The organism is Erythrobacter sp. EC-HK427 (assembly GCF_902498745.1).
GTDB lineage: Bacteria > Pseudomonadota > Alphaproteobacteria > Sphingomonadales > Sphingomonadaceae > Alteraurantiacibacter.
Genome location: NZ_LR701479.1, coordinates 769,668 through 788,509, shown reverse-complemented (window position 1 = coordinate 788,509; position 18,842 = coordinate 769,668). Strand labels below are relative to the sequence as shown.

General features: G+C 62.6%; 22 protein-coding genes. 17 read left to right on the top strand and 5 right to left on the bottom strand.

Features of this window, described 5'->3' with window-relative positions; genetic code table 11:
- Positions 1–9: 9 nt before the first annotated feature.
- Positions 10–420 carry a hypothetical protein gene (locus tag GC121_RS03695; protein WP_151972815.1) on the bottom strand — a complete coding sequence of 137 codons (411 nt, stop codon included), beginning with the start codon at positions 418–420 and terminating at the stop codon, positions 10–12.
- 89 nt (positions 421–509) lie between these two features.
- Positions 510–752 (bottom strand): zinc-finger domain-containing protein, encoded by a 243-nt coding sequence (locus GC121_RS03690; protein ID WP_151972814.1) that lies wholly within the window; start codon positions 750–752, stop codon positions 510–512.
- A 55-nt stretch (positions 753–807) separates the two neighbouring features.
- Here GC121_RS03690 and GC121_RS03685 point away from each other — a divergent pair, with 55 nt between their 5' ends.
- Genes GC121_RS03685 through GC121_RS03675 form a run of 3 tightly spaced genes read left to right on the top strand, consistent with a single transcriptional unit; the run spans position 808 to position 3,871 of the window.
- Entirely contained in the window at positions 808–1,743 is a 936-nt protein-coding gene (locus GC121_RS03685; protein WP_151972813.1) for an ABC transporter ATP-binding protein, read from the top strand.
- A complete protein-coding gene (gene nadB, locus GC121_RS03680; RefSeq protein ID WP_151972812.1) occupies positions 1,743–3,320 on the top strand; it encodes an L-aspartate oxidase in 1,578 nt (525 codons plus the stop codon). The genes GC121_RS03685 and nadB overlap by 1 nt, the downstream gene beginning before the upstream one ends.
- Before the next feature lie 47 nt (positions 3,321–3,367).
- Positions 3,368–3,871, top strand: a complete 504-nt coding sequence (locus GC121_RS03675) for a hypothetical protein (protein WP_151972811.1) — start codon at positions 3,368–3,370, stop codon at positions 3,869–3,871.
- A 1-nt stretch (position 3,872) separates the two neighbouring features.
- On the opposite strand, the gene pyk is transcribed toward GC121_RS03675, so the two are convergent.
- Positions 3,873–5,363, bottom strand: coding sequence for a pyruvate kinase (gene pyk, locus GC121_RS03670; RefSeq protein WP_151972810.1), 1,491 nt, complete (start codon positions 5,361–5,363; stop codon positions 3,873–3,875).
- A gap of 61 nt (positions 5,364–5,424) precedes the next feature.
- On the opposite strand from pyk, the gene GC121_RS03665 reads away from it, so the two are divergent.
- The 8 genes from GC121_RS03665 (at position 5,425) to GC121_RS03630 (ending at position 9,615) form a co-directional block, all read left to right on the top strand.
- On the top strand, positions 5,425–5,742 hold the full coding sequence (locus GC121_RS03665; protein WP_151972809.1) for a DUF1244 domain-containing protein: 318 nt from the start codon (positions 5,425–5,427) through the stop codon (positions 5,740–5,742).
- 87 nt (positions 5,743–5,829) lie between these two features.
- Positions 5,830–6,066 (top strand): DUF2312 domain-containing protein, encoded by a 237-nt coding sequence (locus GC121_RS03660; protein WP_151972808.1) that lies wholly within the window; start codon positions 5,830–5,832, stop codon positions 6,064–6,066.
- Positions 6,067–6,152: 86 nt separating this feature from the next.
- A complete protein-coding gene (locus GC121_RS03655) occupies positions 6,153–6,500 on the top strand; it encodes a YbjQ family protein (RefSeq protein ID WP_199857739.1) in 348 nt (115 codons plus the stop codon).
- Between the two features lie 90 nt (positions 6,501–6,590).
- Positions 6,591–7,334, top strand: a complete 744-nt coding sequence (locus GC121_RS03650) for a YebC/PmpR family DNA-binding transcriptional regulator (RefSeq protein WP_151972807.1) — start codon at positions 6,591–6,593, stop codon at positions 7,332–7,334.
- A gap of 57 nt (positions 7,335–7,391) precedes the next feature.
- Positions 7,392–7,856, top strand: a complete 465-nt coding sequence (gene ruvC / locus GC121_RS03645; protein ID WP_151972806.1) for a crossover junction endodeoxyribonuclease RuvC — start codon at positions 7,392–7,394, stop codon at positions 7,854–7,856.
- Positions 7,857–7,868: 12 nt separating this feature from the next.
- Positions 7,869–8,177: an antibiotic biosynthesis monooxygenase gene (locus GC121_RS03640; RefSeq protein ID WP_151972805.1), complete on the top strand. Its 309-nt coding sequence runs from the start codon at positions 7,869–7,871 to the stop codon at positions 8,175–8,177.
- A gap of 2 nt (positions 8,178–8,179) precedes the next feature.
- The gene (locus GC121_RS03635; RefSeq protein ID WP_151972804.1) at positions 8,180–8,524 is read left to right on the top strand and encodes an arsenate reductase; all 345 of its coding nucleotides are present in this window, start codon (positions 8,180–8,182) and stop codon (positions 8,522–8,524) included.
- Positions 8,525–8,586: 62 nt separating this feature from the next.
- Positions 8,587–9,615 (top strand): glycerophosphodiester phosphodiesterase, encoded by a 1,029-nt coding sequence (locus GC121_RS03630; protein ID WP_151972803.1) that lies wholly within the window; start codon positions 8,587–8,589, stop codon positions 9,613–9,615.
- A 219-nt stretch (positions 9,616–9,834) separates the two neighbouring features.
- On the opposite strand, the gene ubiG is transcribed toward GC121_RS03630, so the two are convergent.
- Positions 9,835–10,683 carry a bifunctional 2-polyprenyl-6-hydroxyphenol methylase/3-demethylubiquinol 3-O-methyltransferase UbiG gene (gene ubiG / locus GC121_RS03625; protein ID WP_151972802.1) on the bottom strand — a complete coding sequence of 283 codons (849 nt, stop codon included), beginning with the start codon at positions 10,681–10,683 and terminating at the stop codon, positions 9,835–9,837.
- A 67-nt stretch (positions 10,684–10,750) separates the two neighbouring features.
- Between ubiG and GC121_RS03620 the strand changes: the two genes are divergently transcribed.
- The 6 genes from GC121_RS03620 (at position 10,751) to GC121_RS03600 (ending at position 17,252) form a co-directional block, all read left to right on the top strand.
- Positions 10,751–12,016, top strand: a complete 1,266-nt coding sequence (locus tag GC121_RS03620; RefSeq protein WP_199857738.1) for an aspartate kinase — start codon at positions 10,751–10,753, stop codon at positions 12,014–12,016.
- A 9-nt stretch (positions 12,017–12,025) separates the two neighbouring features.
- Positions 12,026–13,201, top strand: a complete 1,176-nt coding sequence (purT, locus tag GC121_RS03615) for a formate-dependent phosphoribosylglycinamide formyltransferase (protein WP_151972800.1) — start codon at positions 12,026–12,028, stop codon at positions 13,199–13,201.
- A 38-nt stretch (positions 13,202–13,239) separates the two neighbouring features.
- The gene (locus GC121_RS03610; RefSeq protein ID WP_151972799.1) at positions 13,240–14,250 is read left to right on the top strand and encodes a nitronate monooxygenase family protein; all 1,011 of its coding nucleotides are present in this window, start codon (positions 13,240–13,242) and stop codon (positions 14,248–14,250) included.
- Between the two features lie 167 nt (positions 14,251–14,417).
- Positions 14,418–14,549, top strand: coding sequence for a hypothetical protein (locus tag GC121_RS15765; RefSeq protein WP_255478884.1), 132 nt, complete (start codon positions 14,418–14,420; stop codon positions 14,547–14,549).
- A 96-nt stretch (positions 14,550–14,645) separates the two neighbouring features.
- Entirely contained in the window at positions 14,646–15,512 is an 867-nt protein-coding gene (locus GC121_RS03605; RefSeq protein ID WP_151972798.1) for a dienelactone hydrolase family protein, read from the top strand.
- Positions 15,513–15,623: 111 nt separating this feature from the next.
- Entirely contained in the window at positions 15,624–17,252 is a 1,629-nt protein-coding gene (locus GC121_RS03600; protein WP_151972797.1) for an AMP-binding protein, read from the top strand.
- 11 nt (positions 17,253–17,263) lie between these two features.
- Here GC121_RS03600 and GC121_RS03595 read toward each other — a convergent pair whose 3' ends face one another.
- Positions 17,264–18,748, bottom strand: coding sequence for a hypothetical protein (locus tag GC121_RS03595; protein ID WP_151972796.1), 1,485 nt, complete (start codon positions 18,746–18,748; stop codon positions 17,264–17,266).
- Positions 18,749–18,842 lie beyond the last annotated feature (94 nt).

The following is an 18,842-nucleotide window of genomic DNA, read 5'->3' as shown; positions in this document are numbered from 1 at the left end:
CACGGCGGCTCAGCTGTCGGCGTTTTCGATCTCGCGATAGGGCACCCAGTCTTCAAGCCAGAGCACGCCGGAGAACATCCCGCTGCCGCGGTCAATCGTGCGGATAATATCGTGGCGGCACAGCTGGCTGCCGAAGCGTTCGATCACCGGCACGTCCCACGGGCCAAGCTGCCGCGGATCGCGCGCGCGGGCGACCCACAACGTATCGCCGCGGCGATAGGCGAGGCCGACATTCTCGACCACGCGCAGCCGGTTGTCGTTGAACGTCCGGATGCAGCTTTGCGCTTCGCCAGCGACTTCGCGGTTCTCGATCAGTTCGGCAAAGTCTGCGTCGGCCCGCTCGCTGCGATCCTGAGCCATGGCTGGCGCGGCAAAAGCGAAAGCGGCCGCTGCGGCTGCTGTAGCGATCCAATATTGCATATCGATTCTCCTGTTCCGCCCACGTAGCCTACGATGGTACACGATATCACTGAACCTAAGCTGACAGCAAGCGGAAGGGCGCATCCGACTTAGGAGGCCGCTCCGGCAACCGAGGCATCGGGCACATTGCCGTCATCCGCCGGGCCGCCCTTAAGGATAAAGCGCCGGTCGCAATAGCCGCAGTCGGCATAGCCGCTGGCATCGATCTGCATCCACACGCGCGGGTGGCCGAGGCTGGCGGGCAGGTAATTCTCGCCGCCGCGAATGTCTCCCGCCCCGTCACACCAGACGCGGGACGTATCGACGATTGTGCTTTCAGGTGCGGTATCCATGGGCATCGCCTCTATCGCTTTACGCGGGCGGCGAAAAGCCCCTAAGAGCGCACGCATGAGTGAAGCAGCGATTGAAATCCGCGATCTGCGCAAGGAATATGCAGGCACCAAGAACGCTCCGCCCAAGCTGGCGCTGAAGGGTGTGAGCTTCGATGTGCCCGAAGGCATGGTGTTTGGCCTGCTCGGCCCCAATGGTGCGGGCAAGTCCACGCTCATCAACACCATGGCCGGGCTGGTGAACAAGAGCGGCGGGCAGGTGAAGATCTGGGGCCACGATATCGACACCGATCACCGCAATGCGAAGCTCTCCATCGGCATCGTGCCGCAGGAAATCGTCTTCGATCCGTTTTTCACGCCCTTTGAAGTGCTGGAAAACCAGAGCGGGATGTATGGCGTGGCCAAGGCGCTGCGTCGTTCCGAAGAGCTGCTGCGCGCGGTGCGGCTGGAAGACAAGCGCAACGCCTATGCCCGCACCCTGTCGGGCGGGATGAAGCGGCGGCTGCTGATCGCCAAGGCGATGGTGCATTCGCCGCCGATCCTTGTGCTCGATGAACCGACTGCGGGTGTCGATGTCGAACTGCGGCGGCAATTGTGGGAACTGGTGGGCGAACTCAATGCCGAAGGCGTGACCGTGGTGCTCACCACCCACTATCTCGAAGAAGCCGAGCAATTGTGCGAGCGGATCGCTATCATCAATAACGGCGAACTGATCGCCAACACCACCACCCGCGAACTGGTTGATATGGCGCGCGAAAAAATCGTGCGTGTCACCGTGGACAAGGACTTGGCCGGGCCGGTGATGGAGGAAGGCTTCCTCAAATCCGAAGTGATGGACGAACGCACGCTCGAAATCACTTACGACCGCGATGCCTCGTCTGCCGGGCAGATTCTCGCGGTTGTGCAAAACCACGGCTACACGATCGAGGACGTGACGACGCGCGAGGCTGATCTGGAGGATGTGTTCGTGCAGCTGACGGGGAGCGGGGCCTGATGCAAACAGACGTCCTCATCATCGGCTCCGGCGCCGCCGGTCTCACTGCGGCGCTTACGCTCGCGCAGACGTGCAAGGTGCTGGTGCTCGCCAAGGGAGATTTGAAGAGCGGCTCCACTGCTTGGGCGCAGGGCGGGATTGCCGCGGTTCTTGATGCGGGCGACACGTTTGAAGATCACATCCGCGACACGATGGTGGCAGGCGCGGGGCTGAATGATCGCGCAACGGTGGAATTCGTCATCGAGCGCGCGCCTGCCGCGATTGACCTTCTGTGCGAGCTGGGCGTGCCCTTCAACCGCGATGCGGGCGATCTGCACCTCACCCGCGAGGGCGGGCATTCGCACCGGCGGATCGTCCATGTCGATGACGCAACCGGCTGGGCGGTGCAGGCGGCATTGCTGAAAGCTGCCGAGGAAAATCCCAATATCACCCTGCTGCCACACCGCACCTGCGTTGACCTGATTACCGGACGGCATGAGGCGAAGTTCTCCGGTTCAGGCCGCGTCTGGGGTGCCTATGCGCTCGATGTCGAAAGCGGCAAGGTGGAGGCCTACACCGCCAAGGCGACGATCCTGGCGGCGGGCGGGGCGGGGCGTGTCTACCAGTTCTCCACCGCGCCGCGTGGCGCGACGGGTGACGGGATTGCGATGGCGTGGCGGGCGGGCGCGCGGGTTTCCAACATGGAAATGATGCAGTTCCACCCGACCTGCCTCTACAATCTCGACGTCAAAAACTTCCTCATTACAGAGGCCGTGCGCGGCGAGGGCGGGCACTTGCTCCACCCGGAAACCGGCCACCGTTTCATGGCGGATTACGATCCCGAACGCATGGAGCTGGCCCCGCGCGATGTGGTCGCCCGCGCGATCGACGACCAGATCAAACGCTACGGTCTCGACTATGTCCATCTCGATATCAGCCACCAGCCAGCCGATTTCGTGAAAGGCCATTTCCCGACGATTTACGACAAACTGCTGGGCCTCGGCATCGATATGACCACGGGGCCGATCCCCGTTGTCCCGGCGCAGCATTACACGTGCGGCGGTGTGGTGATCGATCTGGATGGCCGCACCGATCTGCCCGGGCTCTATGCGGCGGGCGAATGCACCGAAAGCGGGTTGCACGGGGCGAACCGTCTGGCGTCCAACAGTCTGCTCGAATGCTTCGTCTTTGGCGAGGCGGCCGCGCAGAATATTCTCGCGCATTGGGACGGTTTCGAAGCGCCTCCGGCAATCCGCGAATGGGACGAAAGCCGCGTGACCGATTCCGACGAGGAAGTCGTCATCAAGCAGAACTGGACCGAAATCCGCCGGATGATGTGGAACTATGTCGGGATCGTCCGCACGACCAAACGGCTCGAACGGGCGCAGAACCGCATCGAATTGCTGCGCAGCGAGATCGAGGATTACTACGGCAATTTCCGCGTCACGACCGATCTGATCGAACTGCGCAACCTGCACCAATGCGCCGGGCTCATCGTCAAAAGCGCGCTGACGCGGCACGAGAGCCGGGGGCTGCATTACATCACCGATTATCCGGAACTGGCCGAAGAAGTACGCGATACGGTGCTGGTGCCCTGAGCGCCTGTTTCTGCGCGGTTCATGCCATCGGGCGTAGCTGAACCAGCATGAGTCTTATGATCCTCCCCGCCGCTTTGCTCGCCCTGGTGGCTCCTGCCACCGAGCCCATGCCGTTTCTCACCATGACCCGATCCGCCACCGGGCTTGCCACGACGCAGATCGAGATCGGGGTTCTTCCGGGCTCCAACCAGCGGCATTACTGGTTCCGCCGCGTCGAAAGCGGGCAGGGCGAAATCACGGTCAACTGGACGGATTCGCAAAGCTGCGAAGGCTCGCGCGACACCGTCGTGGTCGCCGCCACGCAAGTGTCACCGCCCGAAGTCGCGGTGCCCGGCATTCCGGTGACAGCGGACGGCTCGGTGGTGATTACACTCGACGGGGTGCAATACAGCTTCGAGGCCCGTTCGCACTATGCGGGGAATATCTCTTCCAGCCTCCGCTTCACGTCGAATGTCGGGACGCCGCTGGCGGACTATGTGGAGGACAGCATACTGGCGTTGGAGCCGTGCTGGTCAGAGGATGTGCCAGGGGCGTTACAAAACTGGCCCTAGCTCAGCCCTCGCCCGAATAGCCCTCCAACTCGTCGCCCTTCACCGTCACCACGTGCACCAGATTGGTCGCGCCTGACTGGCCGAAGGGCACGCCCGCCATCACCGCCAGCCGCGAACCGGCGCTGGCGAAGCCGTGGCGCAGCGCCATGCGCTTGCCCTTGGCAACCATCTCTTCAAAGCTGCCGATATCCTTGGTTGCCACCGGATGCGCTCCCCAGAGCAGCGCGATGCGGCGGGCCACATCGATATTGGGGGTGAGCACCATCACCGGCACCGCGGGCCGTTCACGCGCCACGCGCCGCGCGCTGCTGCCCGAGGAGGTAAACACGCCAATCGCGCCGATCTTCACCGTGTCGGCAATCGTCATACAGGCGTGCGCCATGGCGTCGGCGGTGGTGGGATCGGGCGGCGTGTCGAGCAGGCGGACGCGTTCCTTGTAAAGCTCGTCCGATTCCACCTGGCGGGCAATGCTCGCCATCATGATCACCGCTTCTTCGGGCCAGTCACCCGCAGCGGTTTCAGCCGAGAGCATGACCGCATCCGCGCCGTCATACACCGCATTGGCCACGTCGGAGACTTCGGCGCGGGTCGGGGCGGGGCTTTCGATCATGCTTTCGAGCATCTGCGTTGCCACAATCACCGGCTTGCCGGTAAGGCGCGTGGCGTTGACAATGCGCTTTTGCAAGGGCGGGACTTCTTCGGGATTGAGTTCCACGCCCAAATCGCCGCGCGCGACCATGATGCCGTCCGCCTGTTCGATAATTTCGTCGAGGCGGCGAATGGCGGAGGGCTTTTCGATCTTGGCGCACAGCGCGGCCCGCTGCTTGCCATCGGTGCCGGTCATCAACCGCCGCGCTTCGGCAAGGTCATCGGGACGCTGCACGAAGCTGAGGCCGATCCAGTCGACTCCCTGATCGAGCGCGAAAGCCAGATCCTTGCGGTCTTTCTCGGTGAGCGCGGGAATGGGGATTTCCGCATCGGGCACGTTCACGCCCTTGCGATCCGAAATCACGCCGCCAACCTCGGCACGGCAAACCAGCGTGCCGTCTTGCACCGCGGTGATTCGGAAGCGCATCTTGCCGTCATTCACCAGCAGCCGCTGGCCGACTTCCACCACGTCGAGAATTTCGGGGTGCGGCAATTCGACCCGGCTGGCGTCGCCGGGCTCCGGATTGCGGTCAAACGTGAAAGTCGCCCCGTGCGCCACCGTGGCGCGACCCTCGGCGAATTTGCCGACGCGCAGTTTGGGGCCTTGCAAGTCCGCCAGAATGGCGATCGGCTTGCCGAATTCGGCTTCCAGCGCGCGGATATTGGCGATGGTGGCGGCGTGCATCGCGTGCTCGCCATGGCTCATATTGACGCGGAAAGCGTCCGCGCCCGCCAGGAACAGGCGGCGCAGCACCTCGGCATCGGCGGTGGCGGGGCCGGTGGTGGCAAGGATTTTGACCTTGCGGCCTCTCGGTTGGAGCTTGGGAGCGTTGTCGGTAGCCATGGGGTGCAGCCTATGGCACCACTATATGACAAGACAAGTCACCATGATGCGAGGCATTGGTATGCACGACCCTTCCGATCCGCTGGACACGCTGCCCGACGCGGTGGCCGCCGCCGCCTTCCGCCGTCTGGTGCGGCATTTGCAGCACCGCCACGATGCGCAGAATATCGAGCTGATGGGGCTGGCGGGGTTCTGCCGCAATTGTCTTGCCGACTGGATTATTGATGCGGGCTTTGACGGCGACAAGCCCGCCGCGCGTGAGCTGATCCACGGAATGCCGATGGCCGAATGGAAAGCCACCCGCCAGAGCGAAGCGACCGAGGACCAATTGGCGCGGATGGAGGAAAGCCTGGCGAAGAACGCGCCTGATTTGCGTTAGGGAAAACTCGTGCGCGCGGTTTGCGCCGCCGCACTTCGCCGCTAACGACCCCCAAACCGATTCTCATTTTCTTTGGAGTTGCCCCTCATGGCCGAAACGACCGACGACCGCCTGCGCCTGCTGATCGAACGCATCGAGCGCCTCGAAGAAGAGAAAAAGGGCATCGCCGACGACATCCGCGACGTTTACGCCGAGGCCAAAGCCGTGGGCTACGACCCGAAGATCATGCGCCAGATCGTCCGCCTGCGGAAGATGGACGCGAATGATCGCAGCGAGCAGGAAATGATCCTCGACACGTATAAGGCCGCGCTCGGCATGGGGTGAGGCCGCCGGTCGGGTTTCGCTTGAAGATCGCCTCTGTAATAGGCACATAATACAGCAGCGACCCGTACTTCAGGAGGACTCAAAGCATGACACGTGAATGGAAAGACGCGCGCGGCATTCCCGTCACCACCACGCACACGCTGGAAGGGCGGCCTATCCAGGAATATCTCGGCATCGTCACCGGCGAAGTGATTGTGGGAGCCAACGTGTTCCGCGATCTGTTCGCCAATATCCGCGATATCGTGGGCGGGCGTTCGGGCAGTTACGAGCGCATCCTTGCCGATGCGCGCAACCAGGCGATCGAGGAATTGCAGGCCGAATGCGCGAGCCGCGGCGGCAATGCGGTGGTTGGTGTTGATCTCGATTACGAAGTTATCGGCGCCAACGGTTCGATGCTGATGGTGAGCGCCAGCGGAACCGCTGTGAAGGTGTAAATCCCTTCTACCCCAAACCGAATATTGATGCGAGGGCGGGGCTGGGCTAGGCCTCGCCCTTCTTTTTAGCCAAACCACGTTAGAGATCCCATGGCAGGCCATTCCAAATTCAAAAATATCATGCACCGCAAGGGTGCGCAGGACAAAAAGCGTTCGAACCTGTTTTCCAAGCTCAGCCGCGAAATCACCGTGGCGGCGAAAATGGGGATGCCCGATCCGGACATGAACCCGCGCCTTCGCCTCGCGGTCAATGCCGCCAAGGCGCAGTCCATGCCGAAGGACAATATCCAGCGCGCGATCGACAAGGCGTCGAGCAATGACGGCGAGAATTTCGAGGAAGTGCGCTACGAAGGCTATGGCCCGGGCGGCAGTGCGATCATTGTCGAGGCGCTGACCGACAACCGCAACCGCACCGCCACCAATATCCGCACCGCCTTTTCCAAAAACGGCGGGAATCTCGCCGCATCGGGCGCGGTGAGCCACGGGTTCGACCGCAAGGGGCTGATCGAATATCCCGCCAGCGCAGGCGACGAGGAAACCGTGCTGATGGCCGCCATGGAAGCGGGCGCAGACGATATCGAGAGCAGCGAGGACGGCCACACGATCTGGACCGAGGGTGATGCGCTGCATCAGGTCGCGGGCGATCTCGAAAAAGCGCTCGGCGCGGCAGACAGCGTGAAACTGGCGTGGAAGCCGACGCTGACCGTCGCGATGGACGAGAAGGATGCGGGCACGCTGCTCAAACTGGTCGATGCGCTTGACGATGATGACGACGTGCAGACCGTGTGGGGCAATTACGACATTTCGGACGAGGTGATGGAGAAGCTGGGGTGATGAACTCCCTTCCCGTTGGCTGCGCCGAGCTGCGCTTCCAGAGGAGGGGCTTCAAGGATGTTGATCCTCGGCCTTGATCCCTCGCTCAGCTGCACCGGCTGGGGCCTTGTCCGCAGCGAGGGTTCGCGGTTGTCGCATATTGCCAACGGGCAGGTGAAAACCGATCCGAATGCGCCCATGGCGGCGCGGCTGGCGCAATTGTCGCGGGAGATCGCGGCCGTGATTGCGGAGCATGGGCCTGATCGCGCCGCGTGCGAGGAAGTGTTCCTCAACAAGAACCCGCAATCGACGCTCAAGCTGGCACAAGCGCGCGGAGCGGTGTTGGCGGCGTGCGGCGAGGCGGGACTGACAGTGCACGAACACGCGGCTCGGCTGGTCAAGAAGGCGGTGGTCGGCACCGGCGCGGCGGAGAAGGCGCAGGTACAAGCGATGCTCAAAGTGCTGCTGCCGGGGGTCGCGGTGGCAGGTTCCGATGCGGCGGATGCGCTGGCGGTGGCGATTGCCGATGCCCATTTGGGTTAGTTAGGAGGAACCATGTACCTCGTCGTCTTCCGCAACCGCAAACGCGCCGATATCGACCGCGAGGCCTATCTGCGCGACGCTGCGCATATGGAAGCGATGGCTGCGTGCCAGCCGGGCTATCGCAGTTTCAAAACCTACACTGCCGATGATGGCGAGGTGATCGCGGTCTCCGAATGGGATGACGAGGCGAGCGCGCGCGGCTGGGGGCGGCAGGAGGAGCACCGCCAGATGCAGGCCTTCTCCCGCACACAATATTACGCCAGCTACACGCTGTTCGCCTGCGATTCCCCAAGGATTCACACTTTTGCCGCAAAGGATTAGGCATGATCGAGTTCTACGGCATTCCCAACTGTGATACGGTGAAAAAGGCGCGAGCATGGCTCGACGCGCGTGGGCTCGCCTACACTTTTCACGATTACAAGAAAGAAGGCGCCGATCCAGCGAAGCTCGAAGCGTGGATTGCCGCCAAAGGCGTGGACACGGTGCTCAACCGGCGCGGGACGACGTTTCGCGCTTTATCCGAGGCGGAAAAGGCGGATATCGATGCGGCGAAGGCGGTGGCGCTGCTTACCGCGCATCCGAGCATGATCAAGCGCCCGGTGGCCGAACACGCGGGCGGGGTGCTGGTCGGGTTCGATCCGGCGGAATGGGAGGCGGCGCTGTGCTGAGGAAAATCATCGCGATTGCAACGCTTTGCTGCGCAGCATGGAGTGCAGCATTGTCACCGGCGATGGCGCAGGAGAGAGAGGAGCCGCAAATGCTCATCATCGCCCATCGCGGGGCCAGCGGCGACCGGCCCGAACACACGCTGGCGGCCTATGATCTCGCCATCACGCAGGGCGCGGATTATATCGAGCCGGATCTGGTGGCGACCGCAGATGGCGTGCTGGTCGCCCGTCACGAGAACGAGATTTCGGGCACGACCGATGTCGCCGATCGCCCGGAATTTGCGGGTCGCCGCACCACCAAGGTGATCGACGGCGAGGAATATACCGGCTGGTTTACAGAGGACTTCACGCTCGCCGAACTGCGCACTCTGCGCGCGCGGGAGCGGCTGCCCGAGATCCGCCCGCAGAACACCGCCCATAATGGCCTCTATCAGGTGCCGACGCTGGCCGAGATCATCCAGCTTGTACGGGCGCGCGAGGCGGAGACGGGGCGGGTGATAGGCTTGTACCCCGAGATCAAGCATCCGGCCTATTTCCTGACGCAGGGCCACGATCTTGCGGCGATGCTGGTCGAGCAGCTTCATGCCGCTGGTTATGAGGGCGAGGATGCGCCGGTTTTTATCCAGTGTTTTGAGGTGGAGCCACTTCGGCGGCTGGATAGGATGACCGATATAAGGCTCGTGCAGCTGATGTCTTACGAAGGTGGACCGGCGGATATGCCGGGGATGACCTATGCCGATATGGCAACGCCTCAGGGCTTGGCCGAGGTGGCTACCTACGCCGACGGGATCGGCGTAGGTATACCGCTGGTGTTGAGCGCAGAGGGCGGCAGCACCGGCCTGACCGATGCGGCGCATAGTGTGGGGCTGCTGCTTCATGCGTGGACGCTGCGGAAAGAGAACGCTTTCTTGCCGGAATCAATGAGGCAAGGTGACAACCCTGCTGAACGAGGTTGCGAGCAGAACCTCCTTGCTATCTTGCAACTCGTCGGAGTGGACGGCGTCTTCTCCGACGATCCTAGTCTCACTGCGGCGTTTTTGCAGGGGAGGCGCCATCAATGCGCACCGCTTCCACCGCCCGATAACCTGTAAAACGGTGGGGGTGAACGCGCGGCCCAAGACTACGCCATCCCGGCCCCCGAGCCGGGATCAGGCTTCTCACTTGATCAGAAGGAAGCTGGACCCCGGATCAAGTCCGGGGTGATGTTGTTCTTTGAAAACTCGTTATTGCGAGGAGCCGGAGGCGACGCGGCAATCCAGTCCAGCCAGTGCAACTGGATTGCTTCGCCTGCGGCTCGCGATGACGACGAACTAGGCCCTCCGCGCGCTCAATATATAATTCAGCGCCATATCTTCGCTCAGATGCAGCCCCTTCATCGGCGAGAAGGCAATGCCCTGCATCCGCGTCACCGCCAGCCCGGTGGCTTCAAGCATCGCGGTCAGTTCATCAGGCGTGACGAAATCCTCCCAGTGGTGCGTACCCTTGGGTACCGCGCCCAGCGCCTCCGCGCCTTCAACCAGCAGCGCGCGGCTGGCCAAAGTGCGGTTGGGGGTCGACATTACCAGCAGGCCATCGGGCGCGAGATGCGCGGCCAATCCGGCGAGGAACGCCGCCTTGTCCGCCACGTGCTCGATCACTTCCATGCTCGTCACCAGATCAAACGGGCCAAGGCCAAGCGCACCCAGTTCGCCAGCGTGATAAGCGACGAAGCCCCTTCCCTTGGGGGAAGGGGTTGGGGATGGGGGTGCGACGTCAACTGAGGGCGGACCCCCCACCCCCAGCCCCTCCCCTGAGGGGAGGGGAGCAAGCAGTCCCATACCGGCGGCGTGCGCCTTGGCCGCTGCAATATTCTCCGACGCGGCATCGACGCCGGTCACCTCTGCCCCCATCCGCGCCAAGGGCTCGCACAGCAGGCCTGCGCCGCAGCCGACATCCAGCGCGGTCTTGCCCGCCAGCGGCTTCACGCTTTGCACATCGCCGCCCCAATGCAGGTCAATCGCCGCGCGCAGAAAGCCAAGCCGCACCGGATTGAGCTTGTGCAGCATGGCGGAGGAGCCCTTGGGATCCCACCATTCGCGCGCCAGCTTCCCGAAATGCGCGGCTTCCTCCGGCCTGATGGTCGCCGAACTGGTTTCACTTGTGACAGTTGCATCGCTCATGCCATGCTCTTAACAGCGCGCATTCGTTTCAACCATACCGGCGAGAGTCTTCGTGGCGCGCATTGTGATGAAATTTGGCGGAACCTCGGTTGCAGGAACCGAGCGGATTCGCCGCGTTGCCAATATCGTGCGTGCGCAGGCGGCGGGCGGCAACCAGGTGGCCGTGGTCGTCTCCGCGATGGCGGGCGAGACCGACCGGCTCGTCACCTTTTGCCGCGAGGCCAATCCGCTCTATGATCCCGCCGAATATGACGTGGTCGTGGCCAGCGGGGAGCAGGTCACCAGCGGGCTGCTCGCGCTCACGCTGCAAAGCATGGGATGCAAGGCGCGCAGCTGGCTCGGCTGGCAATTGCCGGTGAAAACCTTTTCCAACCACGCCAATGCGCGGGTGGAGGAAATCGACGCCGAGCGGCTGCTGGCCAGTATGGCGGCAGGCGAGATTGCTGTGATCCCCGGGTTTCAGGGCGTGTCCGACCAAGGGCGTATCACCACCATGGGGCGCGGCGGATCGGATACCTCGGCGGTGGCCGTCGCGGCGGCGATTGGCGCAGACCGGTGCGATATCTACACCGATGTGGACGGGGTCTACACCACCGATCCGCGCATCGTCGCCCGCGCGCGCAAGATCAAACATATCGCATTTGAAGAAATGCTCGAGCTCGCCAGCGTGGGCGCGAAGGTCTTGCAGACCCGCTCGGTCAGCATGGCGATGAAACACAATGTGCCGGTGCAGGTGCTGTCTTCTTTCGTGGACGAGGATTCGCCGCCCGCCGACAGTCTGCCCGGCACCATGATCGTCTCCGAAAGCGAGATGGCCAAACTTCTGGAGGAAGCCCAAGTGGAACGCCAAACCGTCACCGGCATCGCGCATGACAAGAACGAGGCCCGCGTGGTGCTGACCCGTGTGCCCGACAAGCCGGGTGCCGTCGCCAACATCTTCACCCCGCTGGGCGAGGCGGGGATCAATGTTGACATGATCATCCAGAACGTGGGCCGCGACAAAGGCGAGACCGACGTGACCTTCACCGTCCCGCAGGCCGAACTGGCACGGGCGCAGGCACTGCTGGAAGACAAGCGCGAGAAGATCGGCTTCAACCGCATCATCACCGATGCCAAGGTCGCCAAGATCAGCGTGGTCGGCATGGGCATGAAGAGCCATGCGGGCGTTGCCGCCACCATGTTCAAGGCGCTGGCGGATCGCGGGATCAACGTGCAGGCGATCTCCACCTCGGAAATCAAGGTCAGCGTGCTGATCGACGAGGACGAGACCGAGCTGGCGGTGCGCGTGCTGCACACGGCATACGGGCTGGATGCTGAAGAGGTTGCCGCCTAAGGTGGCGGCATGACCTACACCGCCAAAATCCTCCTGCTGGGCTCGGGTGAACTGGGCCGCGAATTTGTCATCTCGGCCAAGCGGCTGGGGGCTTATGTCATCGCCTGCGATGCTTACGACAATGCGCCCGCGATGCAGGTGGCAGATAGCCGCGAAGTCTTCTCCATGCTCGATGGCGAGCGATTGCGCGAAGTGATCGCAGCGCACCGGCCCGACTTTATCGTTCCCGAAATCGAGGCGATCCGGACCGAAGTGCTGGCCGATGTCGAAGCGGAAGGCTTCACCGTTGTGCCCTCCGCCCGCGCCACGCAGATGACGATGAACCGCGATGCGATCCGCGATCTCGCCGCGCGCGAGCTGGGGCTGGCGACGTCGCTCTATCGCTATGCGTCGAATTACGGCGAGGTGGTGGAAGGCGCTGAGCACACGGGTTTTCCCTGCGTTATCAAGCCGGTGATGTCCTCCTCCGGCAAGGGGCAGAGCACAGTGCAGGATGCGGCAGGCTTGCAAGAGGCGTGGGATTACGCCGCCGCCAATATGCGCGGCGACCGGCAGCGGGTGATCGTCGAGCAATTTGTCGATTTCGATTACGAGATCACGCTGCTCACCATCCGCCACGCGGGCGGCATCAGCTTCTGCCCGCCCATCGGCCACCGGCAGGAACGCGGCGATTATCAGGAAAGCTGGCAGCCGACGCCTATGTCCGACGCCGCCATCACTGCCGCGCAGGATATGGCGCGCAAAGTGGTGGAAGAGCTTTGCTCGACCGGATTGGGTTACGGCTTGTTCGGCGTCGAATTCTTTGTGAAGGGCGACGCGGTGATTTTCTCCGAGCTCAGCCCGCGCCCACACGATACCGGCATGGTGACTTTGGCGAGCCAGGATTTGAGCGAATTTGATCTCCACGCCCGCGCGATTATGGGCCTGCCGATCCCCGCGAGCATCACCGCGCGCCCCGCTGCCTCCGCCGTGATCCTCGCTGAACGTGATGGCGAGCATCCGCAGTATGAAGGGCTGGCGCGCGCTTTGGCCGAGCCGGACAGCGACCTGCGCATTTTTGGCAAACCGACCACGCGCCCCTATCGCCGCATGGGTGTGGCGCTGGCGCGCGGCGCGGATACCGATGCGGCCCGCAGCAAGGCTCGAGCGGAAGCAGCTGCAATCCGCATCACTTACCCCGAGTGATCTTGCCCATCATCCCAGCGGAGCCTAAGCGCAGCGACATGACAGCCTATCCCAAAACCCACGCGCTGATGGCGCGCGGATGCGAATTTCTCGGCACCGAGCACGCCATACTCTGCGGCGCGATGAGCTGGGTTTCCGAACGCAATCTGGTCTCCGCGATCAGCAATGGCGGCGGTTTCGGTGTAATCGCCTGCGGGGCGATGACACCCGAACTGCTCGATGCGGAAATTGCTGCGACAAAGGCGCTGACCGCCAAGCCCTTTGGCGTGAACCTCATCACCATGCACCCGGCCTTGTTCGAACTGATCGAGGTATGTGCGCGGCATCAGGTAAGCCATGTCGTGCTGGCTGGCGGCATTCCCCCCAAAGGCAGTGTCGAGGCGATCAAGGCATTTGGTGGCAAAGTGCTCGTTTTCGCGCCCACACTGGCGCTCGCCAAAAAGCTGCTGCGCTCAGGCGCGGATGCGCTGGTGATCGAAGGGATGGAAGCGGGCGGCCATATTGGCCCTGTGTCCACCAGCGTGCTGGCGCAGGAATTCCTGCCCGAACTGGCGGCGGATTTCGTTGTCTTCGTCGCAGGAGGCATCGGACGCGGGGAAGCGATTGCGGGCTATCTGGAAATGGGCGCGAGCGGCGTGCAGTTGGGCACCCGCTTCGCTTGCGCGAGCGAAAGCATCGCGCATCCCGATTTCAAAAAGGCGTTCTTTCGCGCCAACGCCCGCGATGCGGTGGCGAGTGTGCAGGTTGATCCGCGCCTGCCCGTCATCCCCGTGCGCGCGCTGAAGAACAAGGGCACCGAAGAATTCACCGCCAAACAGCGCGAAGTCGCCGCCATTCTTGATGCAGGCGCGATCGGAATGGGCGAGGCGCAATTGCAGATCGAGCATTACTGGGCAGGAGCGCTGCGCCGCGCGGTGATCGATGGTGATGTGGAGAACGGCTCGCTAATGGCGGGGCAAAGTGTCGGCATGGTCAAGGCCGAAGAGCCTGCCGCCGATATCATCGCACAATTGATGGCAGAGAGTGAAACGGCGCTTGCCGGGCGGTAAGCGCGCAGGCTTTACAAATGGTCTGGCGGGCTAAGGGCCAACCCGTAGAAATTCTGCCTCATCGCACCGCAAATTGTAAAATTTCGTTTCCCTTGCCGCACAATCTCCGCTAATCATGCTGCATCGCAACATCGTGGGTCGCGCCGCCATTTGCAAAGGGGAGCAATGTGCAGATTCGTGTCCTGATCGCTTATATCTTGATCGCCTTTGTCCTGCTGCTGGTAGGCTGGGGAATCGCCGCGCTGCTGCGTCGGCGCAAGCGGCAGCGTGATTTGCGCCGCGGGCGAATCGGTAACTGATCCGGCGCGCGCTCCGAAGTCTCTTGCCAACCATAGCGACCGGTGGAACATCCCACCTGCCCCTGCGTTGGCGGGTAGACTTCAGGAGAACCGGATATGTGCGACGAACAGCATTTTAACGCCAAGGTGGCGATAACCCGTCGCCAGTTCGGGGCCTTCGGAACCGCCGGAGCCCTCGCTGCCTGCGCACCCGTGGGCGGCGCCATGGAAGTTTCTGGCGGCGTAACCCGGCGCGATGTCTCTTTCGCTGCCGATGGCGGCACGATGGACGGCGTGTTTCTGCACCGCGCGGGGGAACGCAACCCCGGTGTCATTCTGTGGCCCGACATTGCGGGCCTGCGCCCTGCCAAAATCGCCATGGGACAGCGGCTGGCCGAAGCGGGCTATGCCGTGCTGGTGGCCAATCCCTATTACCGCTCGGTGGCGGGTCAGCAGTTCGCCGATTTCGACGACTGGCGGAGCAATGATGGCTGGAACCGGGTCGGCCCGTGGCGGGAAGCGAACACGCCTGAAAATGTCATGCGCACAGCGGCCAGCGTTGTCGCATGGCTCGACGCGCAGGACGAAGTCGATAGTGCACGCGGCATCGGCAATCAGGGCTATTGCATGACGGGCAGTTGGACGATCTACGCAGCCTCCGCAGTGCCGAGCCGCATCAAAGCCGCGGGCAGCTTCCACAGCGGCGGGCTGACGCGCGGCGAGGCGATGGCGCCGGTCAATCTGCTGGCAGGTCTGCCCGCCGATACCGGTGTATTGATCGGTGAAGCGCGCGATGACGCGGCACAGCGCGCCGAAATGGTGCCGCAATTGCAGGCCGCTGCGAGCGCGGCGCAGGCGCAGGTGAGCGTCGAGGTGTATGACGGCGATCACGGCTGGACGGTGCTCGACAGCCCCGCCTACGCGCAGGACGAGGCCGACCGGGCTTGGGCGAACCTGCTGGCTCTCTACGCCGCCCGACTCTGATCGCGCGCGCGTCCGAATCCGCTTGGTTGCGGCGGCGCCTTGGGTATAGTGTTTCATCGACAAGAGAGCCCGCTGCGCTGATGAGCGGGCCGACCACTAACGGAGAGACAGATGACCGAGCAGCGCCTCGTTAAGGCCCATTGTGACTGGTATGCGGGCGAGGAAATCCTCGATACGACAATCGGGGGGCTGCTGCGCGAACAGGCGGCCCAAAATGGCGATGCCGAGGCGCTGGTCGAAGGCAAGATGGACGGCACCACCGGTCGCCGCTGGACCTATGCCGAACTGCTCAACGATGCCGAGCGCTTGGCCAAGGGATTTGCCACCCGCTTCCATCCGGGCGAGCGGATCGCTGTGTGGGGGCCGAACATCCCCGAATGGGTGCTGGTCGAATATGCCTGCGCGCTGGCGGGCCTGACGCTGGTGACGGTCAACCCGGCTTACCAGAAGCGCGAGCTTGATTACGTGCTGCGCCAGTCGGGCAGCGTGGCGCTGTTCCTGATCAAGGAAGTGCGCGGCAATCCTGTGGCGGAAATCGGCCGCGCTGTGTGTGCGGACATTCCCCATGTGCGCGAAGTCATCGATATGCACGATGCGGCGGCGATGTTCACCGATCCCTCGGGCACGCTGCCCGAAGTGAGCGCGCACGATCCGGCGCAAATCCAGTATACCTCGGGCACGACCGGCTTTCCCAAGGGCGTCGTGCTTTCGCACCGCAACATCACCAACAATGCCCGCCTCTTTATCAAGAGCGGCGATTTGCCCGCGCGCCAATCAACCATTGGCCTCACGCCGCTGTTCCACACCATGGGCTGTTCGATGGGCGTGCTCGGATCGCTGCAAAGCGCGACCAAATATATCCCGCTACCCTTCTTTGAGCCCAATGCCGCATTGGCGATTATCGAGGCGGAGAAAGTCAGCTGGACTCTCGCCGTGCCGACCATGGCGGTGGCAATGATCGCGACCCAGCGGGCGAACCCGCGTGACCTTTCCTCCATGCGGCTGATCGGCATGGGTGGCGCAATGGTTGCGCCCGAACTCGCCAAGGCGGCCGAAGCGGTGCTGGGGGCGAAGGCGCTGGTCGCTTACGGCCAGACCGAGAGCAGCCCCGTCATCACCAGCGCGCGGCCCACTGATTCGGTGGAAGACATCACCACCACCATCGGCCGCCCGGCTCTGGGCTGCGAAGTCGGGATTTTCGATCCCGCCACCAACGCAATCGTCGATTGCGGCGTAGTCGGCGAAATCCGCTCGCGTTCCTACGCCACCATGCTCGGCTATCACGAAAACCCCGAAGCGACCGCCGAGGCGATCGATAGCGACGGCTGGCTGCACACCGGCGACCTCGGCACGATGGATGATCGCGGCTTTGTCCGCATCACCGGCCGCGTGAAGGAAATGATCATTCGCGGCGGCGAAAACCTGTTCCCGGCGGAAATCGAAAACGTCCTCGCCGAGCATGAGGGCGTCGCCGAATGCGCGGTGTTCGGCGTTCCGGACGAGGTGCTGGGCGAAGCGGTGGCGGCCTGTGTGCGCATGAACGAAGGCCACGCCTTTGATCCGGAAGCGCTGCGCGCCTTCTGCCGCTCGCAAATCGCGCCGCAGAAATGCCCGGCCTATTGGGAAGAAGTGACCGAATGGCCGCTGACCGGTTCGGGCAAAATCCAGAAGTTCAAACTGCGCGACCAGTTTATTGCGAAGCATATCGGCGAAAAGGCCGTGGGCGTTCTGGGCGGGTAGGGCGTTAGGGGCTAATTGCCCGCCTCAACCTCTTCGCTTTCATCGGATCCTTCGGTTTCGGGACTATCGGTCTCTTCGACAGGTGGCTGTTCTGTCGGAGGAGTAGAAGGCTGTTCAGTTTCAGACGGAGGTGTCTCGGCTTCGGCAACCCTGTCAAATACGATTGCCGGCAGACGCAACACCAGATGCACATTGTCGATCGCGGTGCGAGAACGGAGCGTGGGGAGGTAGGAAAACCTTCTGCTCGAATCATTAGGCGCACGATAAGCAAGCGAGAACTCGCAGGTGACATTTCCCTGCTCATCACGACCAAGAGCAACATCGGCGAGGGAGAGAACCGCGCTCTCTTCTGTCAAACTAACACCTTCGGTGATTGTCCAGGCACCTCTTCCGCAAAGCTGCGTTGGGAAGCCGTTTCCGGCGATAGTCACGCGTCCATTGGGGCCTGAAAGGCGTCCTTCGTCCTGGTAATCTGGCTTGTTGAAGTCAGCCAAATCCCTGATCTCGGATGCCAAGTTCGCTGCGGGCGGGATAGCGGCATAACTCACTGCTCCCTGCCTATCATCGATATAAATGCTGAAATCCCGGACTTTGAGCTGTTCGCTAAAGCTCGCCCCTGCGCTTGCCGAGGTTCGCCCGCGTGTAATCAGGGGAATCGATAGTCCGGCATCAAAGCTACCCTGTGCTTGTAGATTGGCGGACGATTGGCTCCGCCGATAGACTACTGTCCCTTGGAACCTTGAAAGAATTTGCGAATTGGCGGGCCCGGGCTGGCTAGCACCCTGTCCGAGACGCCAATTCCAGAACAGCATTCCGGCAAAGAACCTGTTGCGTTCGGTCTCTCCCGGAGCGGCCCCCTGCCGTGTCCACATCGACCAGACCGGAGACTGGAAGACCCCGTTGACAACGTGCAGACTGCTTACGTCAGCGTTGTCGGTCGAAGCCTCGATATTGGCGCGAATGGTGGCGAAAGGAAGAGAAAAGCCGCCATTCGCATCGGCATAGGCGGAGACAAAGCTGGCGCACGTCGTGCGGTAGTCACGCGAACTGTAAGAATCGACAAAAGCGATATCGAGTGAATCCTGCCGCAAGGCGAGCGTGGGCTCCAGCCTATCGGCCCTACGCGCCGAAAAGTGAGCTTCTGATCCGACAAATGCAAAGAGTTGGCCAATCGTTGCATCCCATGGTTCTTGGACCAAGCGGGGGGACGGATCAGTCAACCGGAGTTCGCGGATAACCGGTGGAGCAATCGAGGAGACTGTCGCCCTCGCATTGCCATCCCGCTTGATGCCACCATCGCTCGTCCGCTGCATCCGGCGCAGTTCAAGCGGGTTAGGGAGATTGCATGATCCGAGGAAGTCGTGAAACTCGCGCTCCAGTTCTACCGCAAGCTCGTTTGCGGAGTTATTGAAGGGCGCGGGTGGTACGACTTGGGCTGAGGAAGCTGACGAGAAACAAAAAACCGCACCAGCCGCGAAAGCGAAGAAAAATCTCATATTGCCCCCCATTCAGCCCGTTGGACTTCAGCGAGCAAATTCGCGTAACAACAAGGCTATGTCAATGCGCAGATTTACTCGCTGGACGGCTTTA

Bases quoted from the DNA above. Each gene is read 5' to 3' on its own strand.
- GC121_RS03650 (WP_151972807.1), top strand. From the start codon at position 6,591: ATGGCAGGCCATTCCAAATTCAAAAATATCATGCACCGCAAGGGTGCG.
- GC121_RS03630 (WP_151972803.1), top strand. From the start codon at position 8,587: ATGGCGCAGGAGAGAGAGGAGCCGCAAATGCTCATCATCGCCCATCGC.
- GC121_RS03695 (WP_151972815.1), bottom strand. From the start codon at position 420: ATGCAATATTGGATCGCTACAGCAGCCGCAGCGGCCGCTTTCGCTTTT.
- GC121_RS03690 (WP_151972814.1), bottom strand. From the start codon at position 752: ATGGATACCGCACCTGAAAGCACAATCGTCGATACGTCCCGCGTCTGG.
- ruvC (WP_151972806.1), top strand. From the start codon at position 7,392: ATGTTGATCCTCGGCCTTGATCCCTCGCTCAGCTGCACCGGCTGGGGC.
- GC121_RS03685 (WP_151972813.1), top strand. From the start codon at position 808: ATGAGTGAAGCAGCGATTGAAATCCGCGATCTGCGCAAGGAATATGCA.
- GC121_RS03610 (WP_151972799.1), top strand. From the start codon at position 13,240: ATGACAGCCTATCCCAAAACCCACGCGCTGATGGCGCGCGGATGCGAA.
- GC121_RS03640 (WP_151972805.1), top strand. From the start codon at position 7,869: ATGTACCTCGTCGTCTTCCGCAACCGCAAACGCGCCGATATCGACCGC.
- purT (WP_151972800.1), top strand. From the start codon at position 12,026: ATGACCTACACCGCCAAAATCCTCCTGCTGGGCTCGGGTGAACTGGGC.
- GC121_RS03675 (WP_151972811.1), top strand. From the start codon at position 3,368: ATGAGTCTTATGATCCTCCCCGCCGCTTTGCTCGCCCTGGTGGCTCCT.
- GC121_RS03605 (WP_151972798.1), top strand. From the start codon at position 14,646: ATGTGCGACGAACAGCATTTTAACGCCAAGGTGGCGATAACCCGTCGC.
- pyk (WP_151972810.1), bottom strand. From the start codon at position 5,363: ATGGCTACCGACAACGCTCCCAAGCTCCAACCGAGAGGCCGCAAGGTC.
- GC121_RS03660 (WP_151972808.1), top strand. From the start codon at position 5,830: ATGGCCGAAACGACCGACGACCGCCTGCGCCTGCTGATCGAACGCATC.
- GC121_RS03635 (WP_151972804.1), top strand. From the start codon at position 8,180: ATGATCGAGTTCTACGGCATTCCCAACTGTGATACGGTGAAAAAGGCG.
- GC121_RS03665 (WP_151972809.1), top strand. From the start codon at position 5,425: ATGCACGACCCTTCCGATCCGCTGGACACGCTGCCCGACGCGGTGGCC.
- GC121_RS03620 (WP_199857738.1), top strand. From the start codon at position 10,751: ATGAAATTTGGCGGAACCTCGGTTGCAGGAACCGAGCGGATTCGCCGC.
- GC121_RS03655 (WP_199857739.1), top strand. From the start codon at position 6,153: ATGACACGTGAATGGAAAGACGCGCGCGGCATTCCCGTCACCACCACG.
- GC121_RS03595 (WP_151972796.1), bottom strand. From the start codon at position 18,748: ATGAGATTTTTCTTCGCTTTCGCGGCTGGTGCGGTTTTTTGTTTCTCG.
- nadB (WP_151972812.1), top strand. From the start codon at position 1,743: ATGCAAACAGACGTCCTCATCATCGGCTCCGGCGCCGCCGGTCTCACT.
- ubiG (WP_151972802.1), bottom strand. From the start codon at position 10,683: ATGAGCGATGCAACTGTCACAAGTGAAACCAGTTCGGCGACCATCAGG.
- GC121_RS03600 (WP_151972797.1), top strand. From the start codon at position 15,624: ATGACCGAGCAGCGCCTCGTTAAGGCCCATTGTGACTGGTATGCGGGC.